Genomic DNA, 20,553 nt, shown 5'->3' on the forward strand with positions numbered 1-20,553 from the left:
TCCAGAAAGCAGAGAAGAACTCATGGCAATCCGTAAATACAAGCCGACGACGCCGGGCCGTCGTGGCGCGAGCGTCTCGGACTTCGCCGAGATCACTCGTTCCACCCCGGAGAAGTCGCTGCTGCGTCCGCTGAGCAAGTCCGGCGGTCGTAACGCGCACGGCCGGATCACCACCCGGCACCGCGGCGGCGGCCACAAGCGCGCCTACCGTCTGATCGACTTCCGCCGGTTGGACAAGGACGGCGTGCCGGCCAAGGTCGCGCACATCGAGTACGACCCGAACCGCACCGCCAACATCGCGCTGCTGCACTACGCGGACGGCGAGAAGCGCTACATCATCGCTCCCAAGGGCGTGACGCAGGGCACTCGCATCGAGTCCGGCACCGGTGCGGACATCAAGCCCGGCAACAACCTGCCGCTGCGCTCGATCCCGACCGGTACCACCGTGCACGCGGTGGAGCTGCGTCCCGGCGGCGGCGCCAAGCTGGCCCGCTCGGCCGGTATGAGCATCCAGCTGCTGGGTAAGGAAGGCGCCTACGCCGTCCTGCGTATGCCCTCGGGCGAGATCCGCCGCGTCGATGTGCGCTGCCGCGCCACCATCGGCGAGGTCGGCAACGCCGAGCAGTCGAACATCAACTGGGGCAAGGCCGGCCGCATGCGCTGGAAAGGCAAGCGCCCCACGGTCCGAGGCGTCGTGATGAACCCCGTCGACCACCCGCATGGTGGTGGTGAGGGCAAGACCTCCGGTGGTCGCCACCCGGTCTCGCCCTGGGGTCAGCCGGAAGGCCGTACTCGTAAACCCAACCGTCCGAGCGACAAGCTCATCGTCCGCCGTCGCGGCAAGAAGCGCTAAGAGGAGGTTAAGACATGCCACGCAGCCTGAAGAAGGGCCCGTTCGTCGACGAACACCTCCTCAAGAAGGTGGACGTCCAGAACGAGAAGAACACCAAACAGGTCATCAAGACCTGGTCGCGGCGTTCGACCATCATCCCCGATTTCATCGGCCACACGTTCTCGGTCCACGACGGCCGCAAGCACGTGCCGGTGTTCGTGTCGGAGAACATGGTCGGGCACAAGCTCGGTGAGTTCGCACCGACCCGCACGTTCCGGAGCCACGTCAAGGAAGATCGGAAGAGCAAGCGGCGATGAGCACTGAAACTCAGAATCCGACCGCACGCGCGACCGCCAAGCACGTCCGCGTGACGCCGATGAAGGCGCGCCGCGTCGTGGACATGGTTCGCGGCCAGCGGGTCGAGGACGCGCTGAACATCCTGAAGTTCGCGCCGCAGGCCGCGAGCGAGCCGGTCGCCAAGGTCGTGGCCTCGGCCGCGGCCAACGCCGAGAACAACCTGGGCCTGAACCCGGCGACGCTGGTCATCTCGACCGCGTACGTCGACGAGGGCGCGACCATGAAGCGCTTCCAGCCGCGGGCCCAGGGCCGTGCGTTCCGGATCCGTAAGCGCACCAGCCACATCACCATCGAGGTCGAGAGCGTGCCCACTGCCGCCCCGGCTCGTAGCCGCCGGAAGGGAGGGGCCAAGTAAATGGGACAGAAGATCAATCCCCATGGCTTCCGACTCGGGATCACCACCGACTGGAAGTCGCGCTGGTACGCGGACAAGCAGTACGCGGACTACGTGAAGGAAGACGTCGCGATCCGCAAGCTGCTCGCCACGGGCATGGAGCGGGCCGGCATCTCGAAGGTCGAGATCGAGCGCACTCGTGATCGCGTCCGGGTGGACATCCACACCGCGCGTCCGGGCATCGTGATCGGCCGTCGTGGTGCGGAGGCCGACCGCATCCGCGCCGAGCTGGAGAAGCTCACCAAGAAGCAGGTGCAGCTGAACATCCTCGAGGTCAAGAACCCCGAGTCCGATGCGCAGCTGGTTGCTCAGGGTGTCGCCGAACAGCTCTCGAACCGTGTGGCGTTCCGTCGCGCGATGCGTAAGGCAATCCAGTCGGCCATGCGTTCGCCGAACGTCAAGGGCATCCGCGTGCAGTGCTCGGGCCGCCTCGGCGGCGCGGAAATGTCGCGCTCGGAGTTCTACCGCGAGGGTCGCGTTCCGCTGCACACGCTGCGTGCGGACGTCGACTACGGCCTGTACGAGGCTCGGACCACCTTCGGCCGCATCGGCGTGAAGGTCTGGATCTACAAGGGCGACATCGTCGGCGGCAAGCGCGAGGTCACGGCCAGCGCCGCCCCGTCGGGTGAGCGTCGTGAGCGTCGGGAGCGGCCGAACCGTCCGCGGCGGTCCGGATCGTCCGGTACCACCGCGACCAGCACCGAGGCCGGGCGTGCCGCCACCGCTGTGGCGGATACTCCGGCGCAGACACCTCAGGAGGGCTGACCCATGCTGATGCCTCGCAAGGTCAAGCACCGCAAGCAGCACCACCCGGGCCGCTCCGGCATGGCCAAGGGTGGCACCTCGGTGGCGTTCGGCGAGTACGGCATCCAGGCTCTGGAGCCCGCTTACGTCACCAACCGGCAGATCGAGTCGGCGCGTATCGCGATGACCCGCCACATCAAGCGTGGCGGCAAGATCTGGATCAACATCTACCCGGACCGCCCGCTGACCAAGAAGCCCGCCGAGACCCGCATGGGTTCCGGTAAGGGTTCGCCGGAGTGGTGGGTCGCGAACGTCAAGCCCGGCCGGGTGATGTTCGAGATGAGTTACCCCAACGAGGAGACCGCTCGTGAGGCGCTGCGCCGCGCGATGCACAAGCTCCCGATGAAGTGCAGGATCGTGACGAGGGAGGAGCAGTTCTGATGAGCGGAACACCGGCCGCAGAGCTGCGGGACAAGGATCAGGACGAGCTCGTCGCCGCACTGCGTGAGGCGAAGGAAGAGCTGTTCAACCTGCGCTTCCAGATGGCGACGGGTCAGATGACGAACAACCGTCGGCTGCGTGTGGTCCGCCACGAGATCGCGCGCATCTACACGGTCATGCGCGAGCGTGAGCTCGGTCTGGCCACCGGTCCCAAGACTGAGGGAGACGCCGCATGAGCGAGACCAAGGGCCCGGCCAAGACGCCGGCCAAGCAGGAGGAGCGTGGCAGCCGCAAGGTTCGCGTCGGCTACGTCGTCTCCGACAAGATGAACAAGACGATCGTCGTCGAGCTGGAGGACCGTAACCGGCATCCGCTCTACGGCAAGATCATTCGCACCACCTCCAAGGTGAAGGCGCACGACGAGAACGAGACCGCCGGTGTCGGCGACCGCGTTCAGCTGATGGAGACCCGTCCGCTGTCGGCCACCAAGCGCTGGCGTCTGGTCGAGGTCCTGGAGCGGGCCAAGTAGGCCCTCTCCACGTCTGAAAGCCGAAAACCGAAGGCCCGCTTCCCATTTCCGGGAAGCGGGCCTTCGGTATATCAATGGACGCGGATATGGCCGCGACAAATCGGATCTCCAGGCGCCCACTGGTAGAAAGATCGGGGCGAGTGGAATACGCTTCGCGCGGAGAAACCCCGCGTATGGAGGGATGATGTGACCACCCCGAGCACGGTCCGGCAGGGGGCCGGGGGAGCTGGCGAGCGGCCCCCGGTGCCACTGACGAAGCTGGTTCATTTGATGGCCGAATACGAGAAGCTGGGCGTGCATCGCCAGACTTTTCTGCCGGCCGCGATGAGTGACGACACTTTCGTGCGTGCCTGCGGGTTGATCGCGGGCGGCCTGGCGATCGTCGCGGGGATCTGCGCGACCGCCTCGTGGTGGACCGGCACGATCGTGTTCGCGGTTCTCGCGCTGATTCCGTTGGTGGCGGCCTGGTTGCGCGGCAGCCTCACGGGTGCGGTGCGTACGGCCCGGATGGACGTGTTCGATCACGGTCTGACGGTGTATCGGTCGGGTCAGGAGATCACCGCGTTCCGTTGGGACAGCGCCGAAGTGCGGCAGTCGGTCATCCCGTCGCAGGGGTCGGCCGCCGAATACTCGATGACCCTCGACGGCCCCGACGGATCGCACGAATCCTTCGACGAACGCCAATTCGACTGTGCGCACGAATGGGGTCCGGTGATCCAATCCGCGGTGACCGCAACACAACTCCCGCGCACGGTGGCCGCGATCGATGCCGGGCAGAGCGTGCCGTTCGGCGAAATCGCCGTGGATCTGGCCGAATTGACCTTCGCGGGCACGAGTTATCCCTGGGAACAGGTCCATACGATCGATGCGCAGGGCGGTCTGATCCGATTCAAGTCCGGCGCGCGATGGGTCACGTTGCCGCCCATCGAATCCATTCCGAACTTCTATATCTTCAACGAGGTCGCCGAGCGATTGCGGATGGCGGCGGCGGCCGAGTTGGCCGAGCGGAATGCGGTACGGCCCGAAATCGCCGATCCGCCCGCGGATCCGGCGCCCGCCGCTGCCGACTCGCCCGCGTCCGGGGAGGATGAATCACCCGGCGAGGAGCTCCCCGAGGAGCGGGCTCGATCGCGGAAAGCCGATACCGCGGGTGTCGAAACCCGCTGAAATACCGTGATTCGCTGATTCGTAGATCTCCTCGACCGTGCCGACGCGCGATCCGCCGTCGGGACGGCGGGCCGCGCTGATACCGGAGGACGATTCAGTGTGCCGGCGTACGCGTCAGTTCTTCGGCGGATTCGGGTGCATCCGTGCGACGCAGGCGCCCGGCGAGGGCGCGCGGATCGCTGTGCAGCATCGGCCGTCCGGTCAGCCACAGGCTGCCCGGAATGCGTCTGGCCACCTCGGTGATGCCGATCGCCATCGCGACGACGGTCAGATACAGCACCACCGTGCCCCAGAACAGCCCGAGATGGTTCTGTAGCGCCGGAATGACCGGTGCGAGCACCTGCAGTGCGATCGGGTGCGACAGGAAGATGCCGAACGATCGGTCCGAGCCGTAGCGCACGACCCGGGAGAACACGTCGTGCTCACTTCTGCGCGCGGCCCACCAACTGCTCACCGTGTAGAGAGCGAAGATGATCAGCACGTAGCAGAACAGCAGGTGCGGCATGAACACGTTGTTGGCCTGCCAGGCGGGCATCTGCCGCGTCTGCCACAGGAAGTACACCTCGGCCAGCGCGAGCCCCACGATCGCACCGGCCACGAACAGCGGGCCGAACCGGCGTACCGTGCGGGCCACCGAGTCGATGTGCCAGGCCGCGATCGCGCCGAGCAGAATGTAGAGCTGGTACGGGATCACCGTGGCGTACAGGTGGTTCCAGATGCCGAGCGGTCGTCCGGTCAGCGTCGGCGGATGCACCAGCCACCACAGGACGCCCAGTTGCAGGGTCGCGCTCGCCGCGAGGACCCACCGGTGATTTCCCTGTGTCGCGCGCAGCAGGCGCATTATCAGCGGGAACAGCAGATATGCCTGCATCGTCACCAGCAGGAAGTACAGCTGGTACCAGGCCCCGCCCGTCGCTGTCTCGAACACCAGCCGCCACAGCGCGCTGTGCAACGATTCCCCGGGATGCAGCCCGGCCACGACCGAATACCCCCAGTAGATCACCGACCAGGCGAGATAGGGGATGCCGACCAGTGGAAAACGTTTACGCCAGAACGCCCGGGTGTCCAGCGACTTGCCGCGATACTGGTAGACCAGCACGAATCCGGTGAGCGCGAAGAACGCGTCGCGGGTGAAGTGCAGGGGCATGACCACCGCGTTGGACGCGGTGTTGCCCGCATCGATCGAATTGCCGACCACGTGTGCCCCGATGACGCACGCGAAGGTCAGAATTCGGAACAGGTCGATCTGATGCAGATGCGGCCGTTTGCGTCGTGGAGCGGGGGCGTCGGACTTCTCGGACTTTGCTGTTACGGAGGGGGGTGCGATGTCGATAATCATCAGGCCACCGCAACCTGGGCAATCAACGCCGTCACCTCCGTCATGGACCCCCGGTCTACGCTCTGCCTCATATACTTCCCTCGGTCGGCCCTTCTCGCCATCGTTCCCACCGACCCTGTGAACCGACTGATCGATTCCTCCGAATCGACTGTGCCGGTCGAGGAGCCCGTCGTCCGACGGTCAGCGGGTCAGACCGTAGTGCCGGAAATCCGAGGCAAGGCGGTTGGCGATCCACTGATGACCGGCCGCGGTGGGATGTAGCCGATCTGCCACTGTAGGGAATACCCAATGTGACGACAAAGGATCGAAGACGTACACCTTCGGGTAGGCCGCCCTGGCCGCGGTCACGATGACCTTGTCGGTTGCCCATGCGGCCGGAGTCGCCTGCCCCTTCGGGAAGACCGTGATCACGCCGACCGCCGCGTCCGGGGCCTGGGTGCGGATCGCGCTTATGACCTTGCGCACATTGGCGGCCAGCTGGGCCTCGGGTTTACCGATGTCATTGTATCCGGCCTGCACGATGACGACCGTCGGGTGGTCGGCGGTGAGCTGTAACTTGCCCAGCAGCCGTTCCATGGGGCCGAGCTTGTGGTAGCCCGTCGCGACGTATCCGGCGCCCGGATCGGCGCTCACCGTCGAACGCCAGCCGAGTTGGTGGGCCAGCAGGACGGGCCAGCCCTTCTGCGGGGAGCCCGCGCCGACCCCGTCACTGATCGATGCCCCGACCACGGCCAGCGTCGGGCGATCCTGCGCTGCTTCGGGTCCGGTGGCCCCCGCGTGGCCATGCTGGGTACCAAGTCCGATTACGGACGCCGCCGCGACCACAGTGGCGTAGATGCCGAATCTCGAAACGCGCTTCACGTAGTCAGTGTTATTTGGTTGAAACCTGGGGTCAAGCTGTGAATCGTGGTGACCTACGCCACCTGGGCATATCGGGAGGTCAGTGGGGTGCGTGTCGGTCCGGATTTCGATCAACTGCTGACCGCGTACGGGCGAGCGAGGCGGCGCGCCGCCTCGAGGATGCCGAGAATACGCGAGCCGGGCAGGCCGATCGACGCGCCGATGGCGGCCGGGGTCCAGGATTCGTCCGCGAGGGTGAGGACCTCGGCGAGCTGTTCGACGGGAAGTTTGGACAGCCGTCGCGCGGAGATCTCTCGTGCCACCGCCCAGACTCCGGTCTCATCGCTGTCCGGGTCGATCTCGTCGCCGTCGTCCCACGGGTCGTGCGCCTCGGGGACGTAGCTCTGTGCGCGGGTCTCCGGTTCGGGGTTCGGCACGATCCGCGGCCGCGTCCGTCGCACCGGAGCCTCGGCCATCGCCTGCTCGTCCAGTGCGAGCTGGGTGCCCTGCTCCGCCCTCGCGGCCGGGCGGGTGGCTTCGGCGGACTCGGTCATCGCCGCCGCGCGCCGGGCGGGATGCTGGGCGGGTGTATCGGCGCGAGGTGGGGTCGCGGACCGCTGCGGCGAGACGGCAGACGACTGGCTGCCGGAGGGCTCGTCGGTTCGGCTCCCCGTGAATTGTTCGGTGCCATCGGCGGGTTCGGGGTCGTCGACAGTCGCAGTGGGACGGGATGCGGCTTCCGCCTGGGCCGATGCGGATGCGGTTCCGGGAATCGTGTCGTGCGGCGTCGAGGCCGCTGCTTCGTACACGGATCCGGCGGCTCGGTCGCCAGCGCTGAATGAGGTCGGAACCGGTGTGGAATTCACGGATTCGGTGTTCGCGGCCTGCTCGGACGCGATCGCGGCCGCGCTGACATCGTGAGCGGCTGTCGCCGAATCGGCGATCATGTTGTGCGGGACCACGGTCGGTGTGGAATTCGTGGCACCGCTGTCGGTGAACGAGGTGGACCCGACGTTCGTCGGCGCGACTTCGGATTCGGGGGTGCGGTAATTCGTGGGGAATTCGGCGGGAGCGCACTGCGGGGACGCAGTGGTGTTGGCGACGGATGCCGCGGCGGGAGTCTGCTGCGGTGCTGCTGCGGGACCCGCGGCCGGATGCTGCGGTTGGCCCGCGGCGGTTCCGTTGTGGTTGTCGTGGATTGGGGACTCGCTGGGAATCGGGGGTTGCTGCGGAGTCGCGGTGGGCGATGCGACGCCGTTCGGGGCGGCGGGTGCGCCGTGCGGGTGCGCGGTGGGCGGCGGCGCGACGTTCGTTCGGGCGAATTCGCCGTTCCCGGCCGACGTGGCGAAAAAGGCTGCGGCGGGGTCGAATCGGGCGGCGAAGGTGTCGGGGCGCGCGGTGCGACCGATCGGGAGGGCTACCGAATCGGTTGGCTCGGGAGTGAATTCGGGAAATGTGGCGCTGCGGGGTTCGCCGAACTCGACGGTGGTGCGGGTGACGCGGCGGGGCGGCTGGTCGGGGGCGGCGTCGTTCTCGACGGGGATGGCATCGATGAGCTGGGCATAGCGCGCGGAAACCCAGGCGTGCAACCAGATCACCACGCCGACCATGACTGGTGCGACCGCGGATTCGGCGGCGCGGGCCAGCTCACCCGCCACCACATGCGGGCCCGCGTTCAGGGCGATGGTCACGCCCAGCAGCGCCGCCTCCAGGAAAACGACCTTGCCGCGGGCGATTTCGCGGCCCCAACGGGCGGCGGTGGTCGCCACGACCATGATGGTGATGATCGGGATCGAGATCATCGCCTCGAAACCGTAACTGAGCCAGTACAGCGGGTCGGCCATATCGCCGCTGGGCACCAGATTGTGCTGCACGTTCACCCCGGCCCACAGCATGCCCAGCACGACGACGCCGATCAGTGCCCGCGAGGACCATTCGGCGCGGCGATACAGCTGGGCCAGGCGCGCGTCGGGACTGGACACCCGCCGTCGCGGGGTCGGAGGGTTCGGAATTGCCGGTCGACCGGTTGTCGAGCATGGCGCGCCTTCCCGGGTGCGGATGCGGTTGCGGCAGCAGCCGAACCGATTACTCGAACGTATGTGTGACCGCAGTGAGAGTAATGCCCGGCCTATCCGAGGTCAATGCTTCCACCGAACATCCGTTCGGGTGGATCTCGAAAAACCTCGTCCACCGGCAACTTTCGAGATATCGGCGGGAAGGCGTCAGTGCAGCGCGGTGTGCCAGAGCAGTGCCGCGGCGAGCGCGCCGGCACCGTTGAGCGACCAGTGCAGTGCGATCGGCGCGAGCAGGCTGCCGCTGCGCCGCCGCAACCAGGTGAAGACCGCGCCCGCCGCGCCGGTCGCCAGGACCGCCAGCGCGATTCCCGCGATCTGTGCGGCCGGGCCGTTGCCGAGAACGCCGCTCAGTCCGCGATTGCCGCTGGTGAGGCCGAGTGAGGAGGCGATATGCCAGAGCCCGAAAAGCAGTGAGCCCGCGGCGAATACGCCGCGCACGCCATAGGCGCGGTCGAGTGCGCCGTGCAGGACGCCGCGGAAGGCGAGTTCCTCGGGAATGACGGTCTGGAGCGGGATCACGATCATCGACGCGATCAGCGCGCCGGAGATGGTCGCGTAGCGATCGGCGAGGAAGAACGGCCGCGTGATCGGCAGCGCCGCCCCGATCGCCACCGCGCCGAGCACGATGCCGATCGCGCCCAGCGCGTACAGCGTGCCGCGCCGCCAATGTCGCGGCGACAGGCCGAGTTCGGCCCAGCCGAGCCCGCGTCGGCGCATCAGTAGCACCAGGACCACGGCGGCCACCGGGACGGTCACGATATTGGCCCAGGCCGAGGTGAAGTGGGCGATCAGATTCGTGCCGGCCAGGGTGAGGACGACGACGGCCACGTCCACGTAGGCGTGGATCCGGCGAACCGGTCCGGCTGCCGCGGGCGGTTCGGCGAGGGCGTGCGCACTCGCGCCGGAGCCGCTCACGTCCGGTGTGCCGTCGTTATCGTTTCGAGACATCAGGCCCAGTTTACTTTCGTTAGCTGAGAGTTCGCCATATTCCATCGATCACGCAATCGGAAACAGCCTTGCGCTATATGTATACGTCTACGTATAGTGATGACGAGGCAAGGCGACGACCCGACGATGGGTGGCCCTCGAGGTTGCGGGCGGTCGCCGGAGCCTTGATCGCACGGTTCCCCGTGCATCGAATGAATTACTTGATGCGCATCTGTGCATCAATTCAGGAAGGCGGAAGTCATGACCATCGATTCGCAGCAGACTGTCCCGGTCGACTCCTCGGATTCGGCCGAGCGCGGCGCCGAGGCCGGATTCACGACCATCGAGCTGGCCGACGGCCCCGCCGGTGCGCGGACGAAACGTTTCGAGGGCCGATTCGTGGTCCAGGGCCGCGAATTCGGTAAGCGTGAGGTCGAGGTGACCAAGGTCTACCAGGGGCGCTCGGGCAAATTCGTGGTGCAGCGGCAGCGGTTCGACTGGGCCGAGATGGCGTCGCGCGCCAATTTCCAGGGCAACTGGAAGAACTGGCTGAGCATGCTGGGCGGCGGCGGATTCGGCGTGGACACGGACGCCGATCCGAGCTGGGGCGATTACGAGGTCGAGGTCGTGGACACCCTCGACGGCCTGCACGCGGTGCTCTCGCCCAAACTCCACCGTCGCGTCGTCGCCGTGGTCGAGCAGCCGCGCGTCGAATACCTCGACATCTGAATAGCCGAGATCAGTTGTCGCGGTGCGGTTCCGGGGGCAGTCCGGCCGACCATCCGGCGGGGTCGGTCCAGGCCTGCAGGGTTCGGGTGGTCTCGAAGCGGCGGGCTGCCCTGGTAACCGGATCGGCGAATTCCAGTGTGGCGGCGAGCAATTGCAGGGGCCGGGTGAAGTCGTCGATGGGCCGCTCGGTCAGGACGGGGAAGAAGTCGTCGCCGAGGATCGGGATGCCGAGGCCGTTCATGTGCACTCGGAGTTGATGGGTGCGGCCGGTGTGCGGGCGCAGACGGTAGCGGCCCAGTCCGCCGCGCTGGTCGAGCAGGTCCACGCGGGTCTCGGCATTCGGCTCTCCCGGTACCTCGAACGCGCGAATGATGTTGCGCTCCTTGATGATCCGGCTGTGTACCGTCCTCGGCAGCGATAGGTCCGGATCGTACCGGGCGATCGCCTCGTACTCCTTGCGCACGCGGCGCTCACCGAACAGTTTCTGGTACGCGCCGCGCTGGGCGGGGGTGATCACGAACAGCACCAGTCCGGCAGTGGCCCGGTCGAGGCGATGTGCCGGAACGAGATCCGGCAGTTCCAGCTCCCGACGCAGCCGTACGAGGGCGGTCTGCAGGATGTGCCTGCCGCGCGGAATCGTGGACAGAAAATGCGGTTTATCGATCACCAGCAGATGTTCGTCGCGGTGCACGATGGTGATCCGGAAGGGCACCTCGGTCTCCTGCGGCAGATCCCGGTGGAACCACACCGCCCCGCCCGGCACATAGGGCGCGTCCGGCGCGATCGGGCCGTCCAGATCGACGATGCCGCCCTCGGCGAGCAGTTCATCGATGCGCGCGGGCGCGACTCTGGGCAACCGCTCCACGAGGTGATCGCGGATGGTCGCCCAGGAACCCTCGTCCGGCAGCCGCAGCCGCGCCGGGTCCAGTCCGTGCCGCTTCGGCAGCGGCGGCTTCTGCCTGCGTCTCATCGGGAATGAGACTAACCGCACGTGCCGGTTCGCCGTTCGCCCGCCGATCTCGGCACGGGAGGCATGCCCCGGCCGCGGCATCGGGTTCGTGGAACGGCGATGGCGGCGATCACCGCGCGAAGTACCGGCCCGGCGAGATGCCGACCGTGCGGTGGAAGGCCGCCACATAGGCGCTCGAGGTGCCGTAACCGACCCGCTCGGCGATGCGGGCCACCGGCAGCCCGCTGGCGAGCAGCGGTAGTGAGGCCGCCAGCCGGATCTGAGTTCGCCACTGCCCGAAGGTCATTCCGGTCTCGGCGAGAAACAGCCGGGCAAGCGTGCGCGGGCTCGCGGCGGCCGCGTCGGCGAACTGATGCAGGGAGCGGTCGTCGGCCGGATCTCGCGCCAGAGATTGCGCGACCGACAGCGCGCGCGGATCGGTCGGCAGCGGCGCGCCGACCGGTATCACCTCCACGGGTTCGAGCAGGTCGAACACGACCGCCTCCGCTCGTCGGCGTGGCCCGGCCGCACCGGGGTCGGGCCGGGCGGCTGCGCAGTCGTCCGCGATGTGGGCGGCGTCCGCGGCGAGGTGGTCGAACAATTCGTGCAGCAGGCGGCCCACCCGTAACAGCGTCGGCGCGGTGAAGGCGACGGGGGTGTGGTCCGGCTCCACGAAGATGCCGCGCATCGCCGCGCCCTGGGAGGTGCCCGTGCGGTGCGCGATGCCGCCGGGAATCCACAGCGCCCGGGTGGGTGGCAACACCCAGCGGCCGACGCCGGTCTGGACGGCGAGGACTCCCCGCGATGCCCAGGCGATCTGGTGCTGGGGATGTTCGTGCGTATCGAACCAGTGGCCGGACGGGAGGTCGCCTGCCCCGACGATCATCGTGGTCGACCCCGGCGGCGGTGTGAGCAGCTGAGCATGACCGTTTTGCGACACAGTCTGTCACCATAGCGTCTGGTTGCCATCGCCCTGGCGTCCTACCGTCGGGGTCATGGGAATGAACTACCTACATCGAGTGCTGTGCCGCTCCGCATTGTGGGAGCGCACGAGTGCGAAGAAGATCGTGCCGTGGGCGCTGGCGGGCCTGGACCTCGGCGACTCCGCACTGGAGATCGGTCCCGGTTACGGCGCCAACGTCAGGGCGCTGCGCGACCGTGCGGCGACGCTCACCGGGGTCGAGATCGATCCCGAGCTGGCTGCCGGTCTGCGGGTGAAGCACGACGGGAGGCTGCGGGTCGTCGAGGGCGATGGTGCGGCAATGCCATTGGCGGACAACGAGTTCAGCTCGGTCGTGTGTTTCACGATGCTGCATCACGTCCCGTCGCCGTCCCGGCAGGACGAGCTGTTCGCCGAGGCGCTGCGGGTGCTGCGCCCCGGCGGAGTGTTCGCGGGCAGCGACGGTCTGGATCAGTTGCCGTTCCGGCTGATACACGTGGGCGACACCTGTGTGCCGGTTCCGCCGGAGACGATCGCCGACCGCCTGACGCGCGTCGGGTTCACCGACATCGAGGTCGACAAGCGGTTGTCCAGCTTTCGTTTCCGCGCGCGACGTCCGGGGAGCTAGCCCTTCGCGAACTGGTGCGGGTCGGCAACCGAACCGTCCTGGCGGCAGTCGGGGTGAACCCGTCGCGGACTGCGTCGGCCGAGCGGACGGAGCGGCGTACAGGTCGGGTGGTGGCGGACTGTGTCGGTTAGGCGGACAGAGCGGCGTACAGGTCGGGTGGTGGCGGACTGTGTCGGTTAGGCGGGCGGAGCGGCGTGCGGGTCGAGTGGTCGCGGACTGCATCGGTTAGGCGGACGGAACGGCGTGTGGGTCGAGCGCCAGCAGCGCCGCGGTGAGCGCGTCGACGTCGATCCGCGTGCTGCGGCCGTCGGTCACCACGACATCGCCGCCTACCAGCACGGTGTCCACGATGCGCGGCGTACCGCAGGTCAGCAGCGTCGCACCGGGGTCGCTGACGGGTAGGCAGGCGAAGTCCCGGTCGAATCGCAGCAGGGTCAGGTCGGCGAGACGTCCGGCGCTCACGCCGCCCGGCGAGAGTGGGACGGGCAGCCCGAGCGCTCGCGCCGCGCCGTCGCAGGCGATCGCGAGCATCGACCCGATGTCGAACAGGTCGGCTCGGCGCGCGTGCGCGCGCTGGACATATGCGCCCGCGCGCAACGTCTCCAACATGTCCTGCCGGTCGTTCGACCCGGCGCCGTCGACGCCCAGTCCGACCGCGACGCCGTCCGCGAGCAGTTCGGGGACGGGTGCGACCCCGGATCCGAGTCGCATGTTGGACACCGGGTTCCACGACACGGCGGCCCCTCCGGCGGACAACGCCCGGCGCGCGTGCGCGTCGAGTCCGACGCCGTGCACCGCGAGCAGGCGTTCGCCGATCAGCTCTCCCTCGGCGAGGTAGTCGATCGCGGACAGACCGGCGTGCGCACGGCACATCTCGTCGTCGGTGCCCGTCTCCGACAGGTGGATCATCACCGTGAGGTCGCGGTCCCGGGCGAACGCGGCCGTGGCGCGCATGCCCTCGACCGTCAGCGAGCGGGGATTCGGGACGGCCAGCCCCAGTGTGACCCGGTCGCCGGCGGCCGCGGCGAGCCGGTCGGCGTCGGCGAACGCGGTGTCCAGCGGCTGCATCAGCCGCGGGTCGAAACCCCAACGGCGAGTGGGATCTTCGCGGTCCGCGACACCCCGGCCGAGGACTGCCCGCACCCCGGCGTCGGACAGCGCGGCGAGTACGGCGTCGTGTACCTCGGGCGCGGGATGCGGCCACATGTGTTCCACGAGGGTCGTCGTACCGGACAGCAGGCCCTCGACCGCGGCGGCCACGGTGGCGACATAGGCCCGCTCGGGGGTGACGGCGTTCATCGCCTCGCCCACCGCGAGCAACCATTCCAACAGCGGCCGGCCCTCGCCGACACCGCGGCACAGCGACTGCTGCGTATGCGTGTGGGTGTTGACGAAGCCGGGGATGAGGTGAGCGCCGGTGCCGTCGAGCACGCCGGGCCCGGTGACGTCCCGGACATGGTCGCGAACGTCGGTGATCATGCCGTCCGCGATCGACACGTCGGTGTGCGGACGCCAGGTCGCGCCGTTCCACACGGTCACGTCGGCGACGGTGTGGATCCGGGTCGGTGCGGCATTCGACCGCAGAGCGCGGGGCATCACCGGATGCCGATCGAGCGGTCGCCGAACTCCGGGTCGAACAGTGTGGCGGGATCGACCTTCGGGTCCACCTTCGCGCCCTGCGCGGCGAGCAGCGGCGCGAGGTCGGTCACGAACGCGTGCGCTCGCGCCGGGTCGTACGTGCCTACCGAGCCGTTCTCGTTCGCGATGAGGTTCTCGGACTTCAGGATTCCCGACGCGTACCGCGCTTCGGCGAGGGAGTAGGTGGCGTAGGCCGGGTCCTTCGCGACCACGTCGGCGATCAGCTTGTCGGTGGCCGTCGGCGCCGTGACGAAGTCGGCGTCCGCCTGCTGCACGATCGGTACCAGCTTCTTCAGGCACGGCGTCAGCTGCGCGAGCCGGTCGGCCCGGACGGACACGTTGGACGCGTACGGGTCGAAGCCCAGCTCCGAGAGGCGACCGGAGGCGACCGGCTTGTTCCACGCCGGGGTGTCGTGCTCGTACTCCCACGGCTCGGCGTCCGCGTAACCCTGCTGCACGATCGACGGGTCGCCGACGAACCGGGCGGGGCTGCCGTCATAGCTCGTATCGAGCTGCGATTTCGTGACGTAACCCTTGGCGAGCAGCCAGGTCGGGAAGGTCTGCTCCTTGGACACCACGACGGTGGCGTGCGACGCGGCCAGCCCGCGCAGGTTCAGGCCGGGGTGCGCGGCGGAGTCCCACATGAGGATCGCGGGGTTGTGCGTCAGCAGCGGCGTGACTCCCACGACCCGCTGGCCCGCGCTCGCCGCGACGATCTGGTCGCCGTGCACCAGCCCGAGATCGATCGACGAGTCGACGTACATCTGGGAGGCGACCGACTGGAATCCGATGGCCGAGCCGCCCGACTTCAGCCGCAGCTTGATTCCGGTGTTCTTCCCTTGTGCCACAAGGGTTCCCGTGACCGACTTGGTGTTGGTGTCCACCGTGTAGTCCGGTCCGAGCAGCTGGAACATCGCGCCCATGTCCGCCTGCGGCTGCCACTGCAACTGCACGGTGAGGGTGTCGGGGCAGACGCCGGCGAGGCGCTGCGCGGCGGGTGCCGGGGCCAGCGAGACCGACGGGGCGGGAGTGGTCGACGAACCGCATGCGGCGAGGGTGCAGGCACCGATGGTCAGCGCGGCGGCCAGCGCGACCGCCCGTCGCGTGATATGGGCATGAAAGAGTGACATCTGTTCTCCTGCAACGGAATCGGGAGCGAAATCGCGGGACCGGGAGTGGTCGCGGGTGCGGCGGCCCGGACAAGCCGGGAGTGTCGGGGGCGATTACACGGTCGCGCACCGCGCGATGGTCCACAAGCCCAGAGGATGCATGTAACAAGATGTTCACGGCGACGTTCACGTGATGATTACATGCAATCGAGAGTCTGGATGCACACCGCGAGCCGAATCCGCTCGCAGATCGTTCCGATATCGGAGGTTCTCTTGCCATCCTTCGCACCACTGGTCGACACGCGCGGCGATGTCGACGCACGGCATCTGAAAGCGGACGACCAGGTGTCGTTCCACGAGGTGTCGATGACCTACCCGACCGGAACCACCGCGCTGTCGTCGGTATCGCTGTCGGTGCGCCGCGGCGAGTTCGTCGCGATCGTCGGGCCTTCGGGCTGCGGCAAATCCACCCTGCTGCGCCTGGCCGCCGGACTGGAGCGACCGTCCGCGGGCGCGGTCGCCGTGGGCACGCCGTCGGTCGCCTTCATCTTCCAGGAGGCGACGCTGTTGCCGTGGGCTTCGGTGCGCCGCAACGCATCCCTGCTGGTCGAGCTCGCCGGCGTGCCGTCCGCGGCGCGCCGGGCGCGGGTGGATGCCGCGCTGGCCGCGGTCGGGCTGGAGGACTTCGCCGACCAGCTGCCCAAAGCGCTGTCCGGCGGCATGCGGATGCGGGTGTCACTGGCTCGCGCCCTCGCCCTCGAGCCCGAGCTGATGCTGCTCGACGAGCCCTTCGGCGCACTCGACGAACTCACCCGGCAGGAGATGCAGCTGCAACTGCTGGGCCTGTGCGAACGCGGCGGCTACACCGCGGTGTTCGTGACGCACTCGGTGTCCGAGGCGGTGCTGCTCGCCGACCGGGTGATCGTGATGTCGGCCCGGCCCGGCCGGATCGCGGCCGAGATCGAGGTCGATCTGCCACGGCCGAGGGGTGAGCGCGGCGACGGCGGATCCTGGGGAGCCGAGCTGCGATTCGCGCCCGAGTACACCGATACCGTCGCGCGCATCTCGGGACTGCTGCGAGGTGTCGCATGAGTGAGCGACCGATGGCCGCAGCCGAGACCTCGCTCGTGCCGGAGTGCGGTGGGCGGGTGGTCGACACGGCTACGACTGTGCTCGTGCCGGAGTGCGGTGGGCGGGTGGTCGACACGGCTACGACTGTGCTCGTGCCGGAGTGCGGTGGGCGGGTGGTCGACACGGCTACGATTGTGTTCATGCCGGAGTGCGGTGGTCGAGTGGTCGACACTCCGACGACCCTGCTCGTGGCGGAGTCGTGCTTTGCCGGGGTGGCGGAATGAGTACCGTATTGAATGTGCCGATCGCCCGGGTCGTGCAGGCCACCCCGGTTACGCCGCGTCGGCTCGCTGCCCGGTTCGGGCGCGGGTCGGTGGCCGTCGCCGCGCTGGCCGCGGGAATCGGGTTGTGGTACGCGGTGTCCTATCTGGTGCTCAGCCCGCGACGCCGGTTCCTCCTCCCGGCTCCGCACACGGTGTTCGCGCAGTCGCTGCTCGATCCCGTGCACCTGCGGCCCATGCTGACCGCGCTCGGCGTGACCGCGAAGGTGGCCGGGATGGGGTTCGTTGCGGCCGCGGTGATCGGGATCGCCGTGGGCGCGCTGATGAGCCAGACGTGGTGGCTCGAGCGCGTGATCTTCCCCTATGCCGTTGTGCTGCAAGTGGTTCCGATCCTCGCGATCACCCCGCTGCTGGGGCTGTGGTTCGGCTACAGCACCACCTCGCGGGTCACGGTGTGCGTGATGATCGCGCTGTTCCCGATCATCACCAACACCCACTTCGGGTTCCGCTCCGTCGATCCGGGCCTGCACGAGCTGTTCACGCTGGGACGGGCGTCCCGCCTGCAACGCCTAGTCCGGCTCGAGCTGCCCGCGGCGTCGCCCGCGATCCTGACCGGGCTGCGGATCGCGTCCGGACAGGTGATCATCGGCGCCATCATCGGCGACATGTTCTTCGCCCAGGGTGAACCGGGCATCGGCACCCTCATGGACGACTACCGGGCACAGTTGCGCTCCACCGATCTGATCGCGGCGATCGTGCTGGCCGCGGCGTTCGGTGTGGCCGTGTTCGTCGTCTGCTCCGCGGTGTCCCGTCTCGCGGTCGGGCGCTGGCACAGCTCTGGAGGTGTGCGATGAGCGAATCCATCACTCCGGGAAGCGATTTCGTCATACCCACCGTCGACATCGCGCCCTACCTCGACCCCGCGGGGTGCGCCGCCACCGACTCGGCGTGCGCCGCCGTCGCGGCGAGCATCGACGACGCCTGCCGCACGGTCGGCTTCCTGCAGGTCGTCGGGCACGGCGTGCCCGACGCCGCGATCGACGGGCTCGCGGCGGCGATCGACGGCTTCTTCGGTGCCTCGGCGCAGACCAAGCGTGAGTTTCACCGGCCGGGCGAGAACCGCGGCTACACGCCGCCGAAGTCCGAGTCGCTGAGCATGAGTCTCGGTGTGGCGCCGTCGAATCGGATGAACGACTTCTACGAGGCGTTCACCGTGGGCACCGAGGCCACCGCGTATCCCGGACTGGACCTGCCCGAGGCCGACTACCCGGCCAACCGCTGGCCCGACGTGCCCGGCTTCCGCGATTCCGTGGCGGCGTACCTGAGCGAGGTGACGGTCCTGTCCCGCGCGCTGCTGCGCGCCTGCTCGGACGCATTAGGGTTGGGCCCCAACTATTTCGACGATCTGATCGACCACTCCATCGACACCTTGAAGATGAACAACTACGCGTTGCCACCGGGCGCGATCGAGCTGGACGGGCCGCTCACCGGGATGGGCGCGCACACCGACTTCGGGATCCTCACCGTCCTGTGGGCGGATCGCGTCGCCGGGCTGGAGGTGCTCGGGCCGGATGCGGTGTGGCACTCCGTCGTGCCCGCTCCGGGGGCATTCCTGGTGAACCTCGGCGACGCCTTCGCGCGCTGGACGAACGACCGATGGCGGTCCACCCTGCACCGCGTGGACCCGCCGGTGGTCGACGGCCGGATCGAACGCCGCCGGTCCGCGGCCTTCTTCTTCGACGGCAACCACGACGCCGTGATCGAGCCGCTGCCCGGCACCGTGCGGCCCGGGGAAGACGCCTACCCGCCGATCACCATCGCCGCGCACCTACAGGCCAAGCTCGCCGGGATGAAGCGCGGCAAGACACCCGCCGGAGCCGATCGCGAGGCCGCCCGCGTGCTCGATGCCGCCGGGCGCGGCAATGCCCGAAAATGACTCGAATCTTCTTGTCCGACAGGAGAACACACACGATGACCGAGCAGTACCGCATGCGGGAGCTGGACCGGGAGAGCCGGATGGGCGGCCTGGGGGTCGAGACGGCGCGCAGCGTCCCGCGAATCGACCTGACCGACCGCGAGGCGCGGCGCGGCGAGATCACCGACCAGCTGTGGCACGCCGCCACCGAGATCGGCTTCTTCCAGCTGGTGAATCACTCGATACCGCAGCATCTCGTCGACGCCGCGTTCGCGCGCACGGCGGAGTTCTTCGCGCTGCCCGAAACGGCCAAATCCGCACTGCCGCTGGACAAGCCGAACAACGCGGGATGGGAGTACTCGAGTCAGGTCCGCCCCTCGGTGGGCACCCCGGACCAGAAGGAGTCGTACCAGATCACCCGCCCGCGCATGGCCGGGCTGTGGCCGGCCGAGCAGGAGCTGCCGGGGTTCCGGGACTTCATGCTGGAGTTCGAACGCCACTGCTGGGAACTCGCGATGTGGGTGCTGTCCTGCTTCGCCGACCGGCTCGGCTTCGATCGCGAATTCTTCACTCGCGCACACGATCCCGGCTCGGCCGAATACCAGTCGACGCTGCGGCTGATCCACTACTACGCGCTGCCCGACGAGCTGCGCGGCCGACCCGGCACCTGGCGGGCCGGCGCGCACACCGACTTCGATTGCCTCACACTGCTTTTCCAGCGCGACGGCCAGGGCGGACTTCAGGTCTGCCCCGGCCGTGCGGCGGACGCCCAGGAGTGGACCCCGGTGGCGCCGTCCGACGACGCGATCACCTGCAACATCGGCGACATGCTCATGCGCTGGAGCGACGACGTGCTGCGCTCGACCTTCCACCGGGTCCGGGTGCCCGGCGCGGGCGAGTACACCGGGCCGCGCTACTCCATCCCGTTCTTCGCCCAGGCCAACCGCGATGTGGTGATCGCACCGCCGCGCGGCACCTATCCGCCGATCACCGCGGCCGAGTACCTTCGACAGCGGGTCGCCGCGAACTACGCGGGCCGCACGGCGTGAGCGCGCCGGTCGAAGCCGGGCGGGGCAGGAGGACGGCACTGGTGGGCGGCGGCTCGGACTCCCTGCTGGGGGAGACGGTGTACAAGCAACTGCTGGACCGCATCTTCACCGGCGAACTACCACCGGGCGCGCCGCTGAGCGTCCCGGCCCTGGCATCCGTGCTCGACGTGAGTCGCAGCCCGGTGCGCGATTCGGTGCAGCGACTCGTCGCCGACGGGCTGGCGGTGCACACCCCACACGCGGGCGCGCGCGTCGCCCACGTCGACGAGCGCGAAATCGCCGACGTGCTCGCCGTGCGGGAACTGCTCGACGGGTACGCCGCGCGGCAGGCGACGTTGCGCGCGTCGGTGTCGGACGTGCGGCGACTGGTCGCGCTGGTCGATGGGCAGCAGGCGCGGCTGGCCGAACCGGCCGACGCGCTCGGCGAGGCGCGCCACGACCTAGAGTTCCATACCGCGGTCCGTGACCTCGCGGGCAACGGGACGTTGAGCGATGCGCTGCACCGGCTCGACGCGAAGGCGCACCTGTACAACACCGGGCTGTGGTCGGACGAGGAAGGCCGCCGATTCGCGGTCGCCGAGCACGTCGCGATCGTGCAC

Annotated in this window: 24 protein-coding genes; 16 read left to right on the forward strand and 8 right to left on the reverse strand. The window is 68.5% G+C overall.

Annotated features, from left to right (window positions below; translation table 11 throughout):
• Nucleotides 1-22 precede the first annotated feature (22 nt).
• From rplB to NM2_RS09870, 8 genes are all read left to right on the forward strand, one after another.
• Entirely contained in the window at nucleotides 23-853 is an 831-nt protein-coding gene (rplB, locus tag NM2_RS09835) for a 50S ribosomal protein L2 (RefSeq protein WP_067666856.1), read from the forward strand.
• Between the two features lie 14 nt (nucleotides 854-867).
• Entirely contained in the window at nucleotides 868-1,149 is a 282-nt protein-coding gene (gene rpsS / locus NM2_RS09840) for a 30S ribosomal protein S19 (RefSeq protein WP_025347177.1), read from the forward strand.
• The gene (gene rplV / locus NM2_RS09845; RefSeq protein ID WP_067666858.1) at nucleotides 1,146-1,544 is read left to right on the forward strand and encodes a 50S ribosomal protein L22; all 399 of its coding nucleotides are present in this window, start codon (nucleotides 1,146-1,148) and stop codon (nucleotides 1,542-1,544) included. Before rpsS ends, rplV begins: the two co-directional genes overlap by 4 nt.
• Nucleotides 1,545-2,348 carry a 30S ribosomal protein S3 gene (gene rpsC / locus NM2_RS09850; RefSeq protein WP_067666860.1) on the forward strand — a complete coding sequence of 268 codons (804 nt, stop codon included), beginning with the start codon at nucleotides 1,545-1,547 and terminating at the stop codon, nucleotides 2,346-2,348.
• 3 nt (nucleotides 2,349-2,351) lie between these two features.
• Nucleotides 2,352-2,768, forward strand: coding sequence for a 50S ribosomal protein L16 (gene rplP / locus NM2_RS09855; protein WP_067666862.1), 417 nt, complete (start codon nucleotides 2,352-2,354; stop codon nucleotides 2,766-2,768).
• Nucleotides 2,765-3,004 carry a 50S ribosomal protein L29 gene (gene rpmC / locus NM2_RS09860; RefSeq protein WP_040818715.1) on the forward strand — a complete coding sequence of 80 codons (240 nt, stop codon included), beginning with the start codon at nucleotides 2,765-2,767 and terminating at the stop codon, nucleotides 3,002-3,004. Before rplP ends, rpmC begins: the two co-directional genes overlap by 4 nt.
• Complete coding sequence (gene rpsQ, locus NM2_RS09865; protein WP_067666864.1) at nucleotides 3,001-3,297, forward strand: 30S ribosomal protein S17; 297 nt, start codon at nucleotides 3,001-3,003, stop codon at nucleotides 3,295-3,297. The genes rpmC and rpsQ overlap by 4 nt, the downstream gene beginning before the upstream one ends.
• 186 nt (nucleotides 3,298-3,483) lie before the next feature.
• Nucleotides 3,484-4,464, forward strand: a complete 981-nt coding sequence (locus NM2_RS09870; protein ID WP_174575623.1) for a DUF6585 family protein — start codon at nucleotides 3,484-3,486, stop codon at nucleotides 4,462-4,464.
• Nucleotides 4,465-4,558: 94 nt separating this feature from the next.
• On the opposite strand, the gene NM2_RS09875 is transcribed toward NM2_RS09870, so the two are convergent.
• The 4 genes from NM2_RS09875 to NM2_RS09890 form a co-directional block, all read right to left on the reverse strand.
• Complete coding sequence (locus NM2_RS09875; RefSeq protein WP_067666868.1) at nucleotides 4,559-5,803, reverse strand: acyltransferase; 1,245 nt, start codon at nucleotides 5,801-5,803, stop codon at nucleotides 4,559-4,561.
• Between the two features lie 180 nt (nucleotides 5,804-5,983).
• Nucleotides 5,984-6,664 (reverse strand): SGNH/GDSL hydrolase family protein, encoded by a 681-nt coding sequence (locus NM2_RS09880; RefSeq protein WP_067666870.1) that lies wholly within the window; start codon nucleotides 6,662-6,664, stop codon nucleotides 5,984-5,986.
• Between the two features lie 110 nt (nucleotides 6,665-6,774).
• Entirely contained in the window at nucleotides 6,775-8,625 is a 1,851-nt protein-coding gene (locus NM2_RS50150) for a hypothetical protein (RefSeq protein ID WP_067666872.1), read from the reverse strand.
• A 240-nt stretch (nucleotides 8,626-8,865) separates the two neighbouring features.
• A complete protein-coding gene (locus NM2_RS09890; protein ID WP_084530646.1) occupies nucleotides 8,866-9,666 on the reverse strand; it encodes a CPBP family intramembrane glutamic endopeptidase in 801 nt (266 codons plus the stop codon).
• A 240-nt stretch (nucleotides 9,667-9,906) separates the two neighbouring features.
• Between NM2_RS09890 and NM2_RS09895 the strand changes: the two genes are divergently transcribed.
• Entirely contained in the window at nucleotides 9,907-10,374 is a 468-nt protein-coding gene (locus NM2_RS09895) for an EXLDI protein (RefSeq protein WP_157121000.1), read from the forward strand.
• A 10-nt stretch (nucleotides 10,375-10,384) separates the two neighbouring features.
• On the opposite strand, the gene NM2_RS09900 is transcribed toward NM2_RS09895, so the two are convergent.
• Together NM2_RS09900 and NM2_RS09905 are read right to left on the reverse strand one after the other, a co-directional pair.
• Entirely contained in the window at nucleotides 10,385-11,344 is a 960-nt protein-coding gene (locus tag NM2_RS09900; protein ID WP_067666876.1) for a pseudouridine synthase, read from the reverse strand.
• Between the two features lie 109 nt (nucleotides 11,345-11,453).
• A complete protein-coding gene (locus tag NM2_RS09905; protein WP_245717935.1) occupies nucleotides 11,454-12,263 on the reverse strand; it encodes an AraC family transcriptional regulator in 810 nt (269 codons plus the stop codon).
• Between the two features lie 55 nt (nucleotides 12,264-12,318).
• On the opposite strand from NM2_RS09905, the gene NM2_RS09910 reads away from it, so the two are divergent.
• Nucleotides 12,319-12,891, forward strand: a complete 573-nt coding sequence (locus tag NM2_RS09910; RefSeq protein ID WP_067666880.1) for a class I SAM-dependent methyltransferase — start codon at nucleotides 12,319-12,321, stop codon at nucleotides 12,889-12,891.
• 225 nt (nucleotides 12,892-13,116) lie between these two features.
• On the opposite strand, the gene NM2_RS09915 is transcribed toward NM2_RS09910, so the two are convergent.
• Complete coding sequence (locus tag NM2_RS09915) at nucleotides 13,117-14,487, reverse strand: amidohydrolase family protein (RefSeq protein ID WP_067666913.1); 1,371 nt, start codon at nucleotides 14,485-14,487, stop codon at nucleotides 13,117-13,119.
• A complete protein-coding gene (locus NM2_RS09920; protein ID WP_067666883.1) occupies nucleotides 14,487-15,659 on the reverse strand; it encodes a nitrate ABC transporter substrate-binding protein in 1,173 nt (390 codons plus the stop codon). The genes NM2_RS09915 and NM2_RS09920 overlap by 1 nt, the downstream gene beginning before the upstream one ends.
• Before the next feature lie 252 nt (nucleotides 15,660-15,911).
• Here NM2_RS09920 and NM2_RS09925 point away from each other — a divergent pair, with 252 nt between their 5' ends.
• The 6 genes from NM2_RS09925 to NM2_RS09950 form a co-directional block, all read left to right on the forward strand.
• Nucleotides 15,912-16,730, forward strand: coding sequence for an ABC transporter ATP-binding protein (locus tag NM2_RS09925; protein ID WP_245717936.1), 819 nt, complete (start codon nucleotides 15,912-15,914; stop codon nucleotides 16,728-16,730).
• Nucleotides 16,727-16,993, forward strand: a complete 267-nt coding sequence (locus NM2_RS09930) for a hypothetical protein (RefSeq protein ID WP_157121001.1) — start codon at nucleotides 16,727-16,729, stop codon at nucleotides 16,991-16,993. The genes NM2_RS09925 and NM2_RS09930 overlap by 4 nt, the downstream gene beginning before the upstream one ends.
• Nucleotides 16,990-17,844 (forward strand): ABC transporter permease, encoded by an 855-nt coding sequence (locus NM2_RS09935; protein ID WP_084530648.1) that lies wholly within the window; start codon nucleotides 16,990-16,992, stop codon nucleotides 17,842-17,844. Before NM2_RS09930 ends, NM2_RS09935 begins: the two co-directional genes overlap by 4 nt.
• Entirely contained in the window at nucleotides 17,841-18,926 is a 1,086-nt protein-coding gene (locus tag NM2_RS09940; protein ID WP_067666887.1) for an isopenicillin N synthase family dioxygenase, read from the forward strand. Before NM2_RS09935 ends, NM2_RS09940 begins: the two co-directional genes overlap by 4 nt.
• A 35-nt stretch (nucleotides 18,927-18,961) precedes the next feature.
• Nucleotides 18,962-19,954 carry an isopenicillin N synthase family dioxygenase gene (locus NM2_RS09945; RefSeq protein WP_067666889.1) on the forward strand — a complete coding sequence of 331 codons (993 nt, stop codon included), beginning with the start codon at nucleotides 18,962-18,964 and terminating at the stop codon, nucleotides 19,952-19,954.
• A gap of 41 nt (nucleotides 19,955-19,995) precedes the next feature.
• The coding region (locus tag NM2_RS09950; protein ID WP_067666891.1) for a GntR family transcriptional regulator at nucleotides 19,996-20,553 on the forward strand (558 nt) is incomplete at its 3' end.

The sequence above is a fragment of the Nocardia miyunensis NBRC 108239 genome (genome assembly GCF_001613065.1).
Lineage (GTDB): Bacteria > Actinomycetota > Actinomycetes > Mycobacteriales > Mycobacteriaceae > Nocardia > Nocardia miyunensis.

Excerpts from the sequence above, each read along its gene's own strand:
- rplB (WP_067666856.1), top strand. The coding sequence starts at position 23 with ATGGCAATCCGTAAATACAAGCCGACGACGCCGGGCCGTCGTGGCGCG.
- rpsS (WP_025347177.1), top strand. The coding sequence starts at position 868 with ATGCCACGCAGCCTGAAGAAGGGCCCGTTCGTCGACGAACACCTCCTC.
- rplV (WP_067666858.1), top strand. The coding sequence starts at position 1,146 with ATGAGCACTGAAACTCAGAATCCGACCGCACGCGCGACCGCCAAGCAC.
- rpsC (WP_067666860.1), top strand. The coding sequence starts at position 1,545 with ATGGGACAGAAGATCAATCCCCATGGCTTCCGACTCGGGATCACCACC.
- rplP (WP_067666862.1), top strand. The coding sequence starts at position 2,352 with ATGCTGATGCCTCGCAAGGTCAAGCACCGCAAGCAGCACCACCCGGGC.
- rpsQ (WP_067666864.1), top strand. The coding sequence starts at position 3,001 with ATGAGCGAGACCAAGGGCCCGGCCAAGACGCCGGCCAAGCAGGAGGAG.
- NM2_RS09875 (WP_067666868.1), bottom strand. The coding sequence starts at position 5,803 with ATGATTATCGACATCGCACCCCCCTCCGTAACAGCAAAGTCCGAGAAG.
- NM2_RS09890 (WP_084530646.1), bottom strand. The coding sequence starts at position 9,666 with ATGTCTCGAAACGATAACGACGGCACACCGGACGTGAGCGGCTCCGGC.
- NM2_RS09895 (WP_157121000.1), top strand. The coding sequence starts at position 9,907 with ATGACCATCGATTCGCAGCAGACTGTCCCGGTCGACTCCTCGGATTCG.
- NM2_RS09900 (WP_067666876.1), bottom strand. The coding sequence starts at position 11,344 with ATGAGACGCAGGCAGAAGCCGCCGCTGCCGAAGCGGCACGGACTGGAC.
- NM2_RS09910 (WP_067666880.1), top strand. The coding sequence starts at position 12,319 with ATGGGAATGAACTACCTACATCGAGTGCTGTGCCGCTCCGCATTGTGG.
- NM2_RS09915 (WP_067666913.1), bottom strand. The coding sequence starts at position 14,487 with ATGCCCCGCGCTCTGCGGTCGAATGCCGCACCGACCCGGATCCACACC.
- NM2_RS09920 (WP_067666883.1), bottom strand. The coding sequence starts at position 15,659 with ATGTCACTCTTTCATGCCCATATCACGCGACGGGCGGTCGCGCTGGCC.
- NM2_RS09930 (WP_157121001.1), top strand. The coding sequence starts at position 16,727 with ATGAGTGAGCGACCGATGGCCGCAGCCGAGACCTCGCTCGTGCCGGAG.
- NM2_RS09935 (WP_084530648.1), top strand. The coding sequence starts at position 16,990 with ATGAGTACCGTATTGAATGTGCCGATCGCCCGGGTCGTGCAGGCCACC.
- NM2_RS09940 (WP_067666887.1), top strand. The coding sequence starts at position 17,841 with ATGAGCGAATCCATCACTCCGGGAAGCGATTTCGTCATACCCACCGTC.
- NM2_RS09945 (WP_067666889.1), top strand. The coding sequence starts at position 18,962 with ATGACCGAGCAGTACCGCATGCGGGAGCTGGACCGGGAGAGCCGGATG.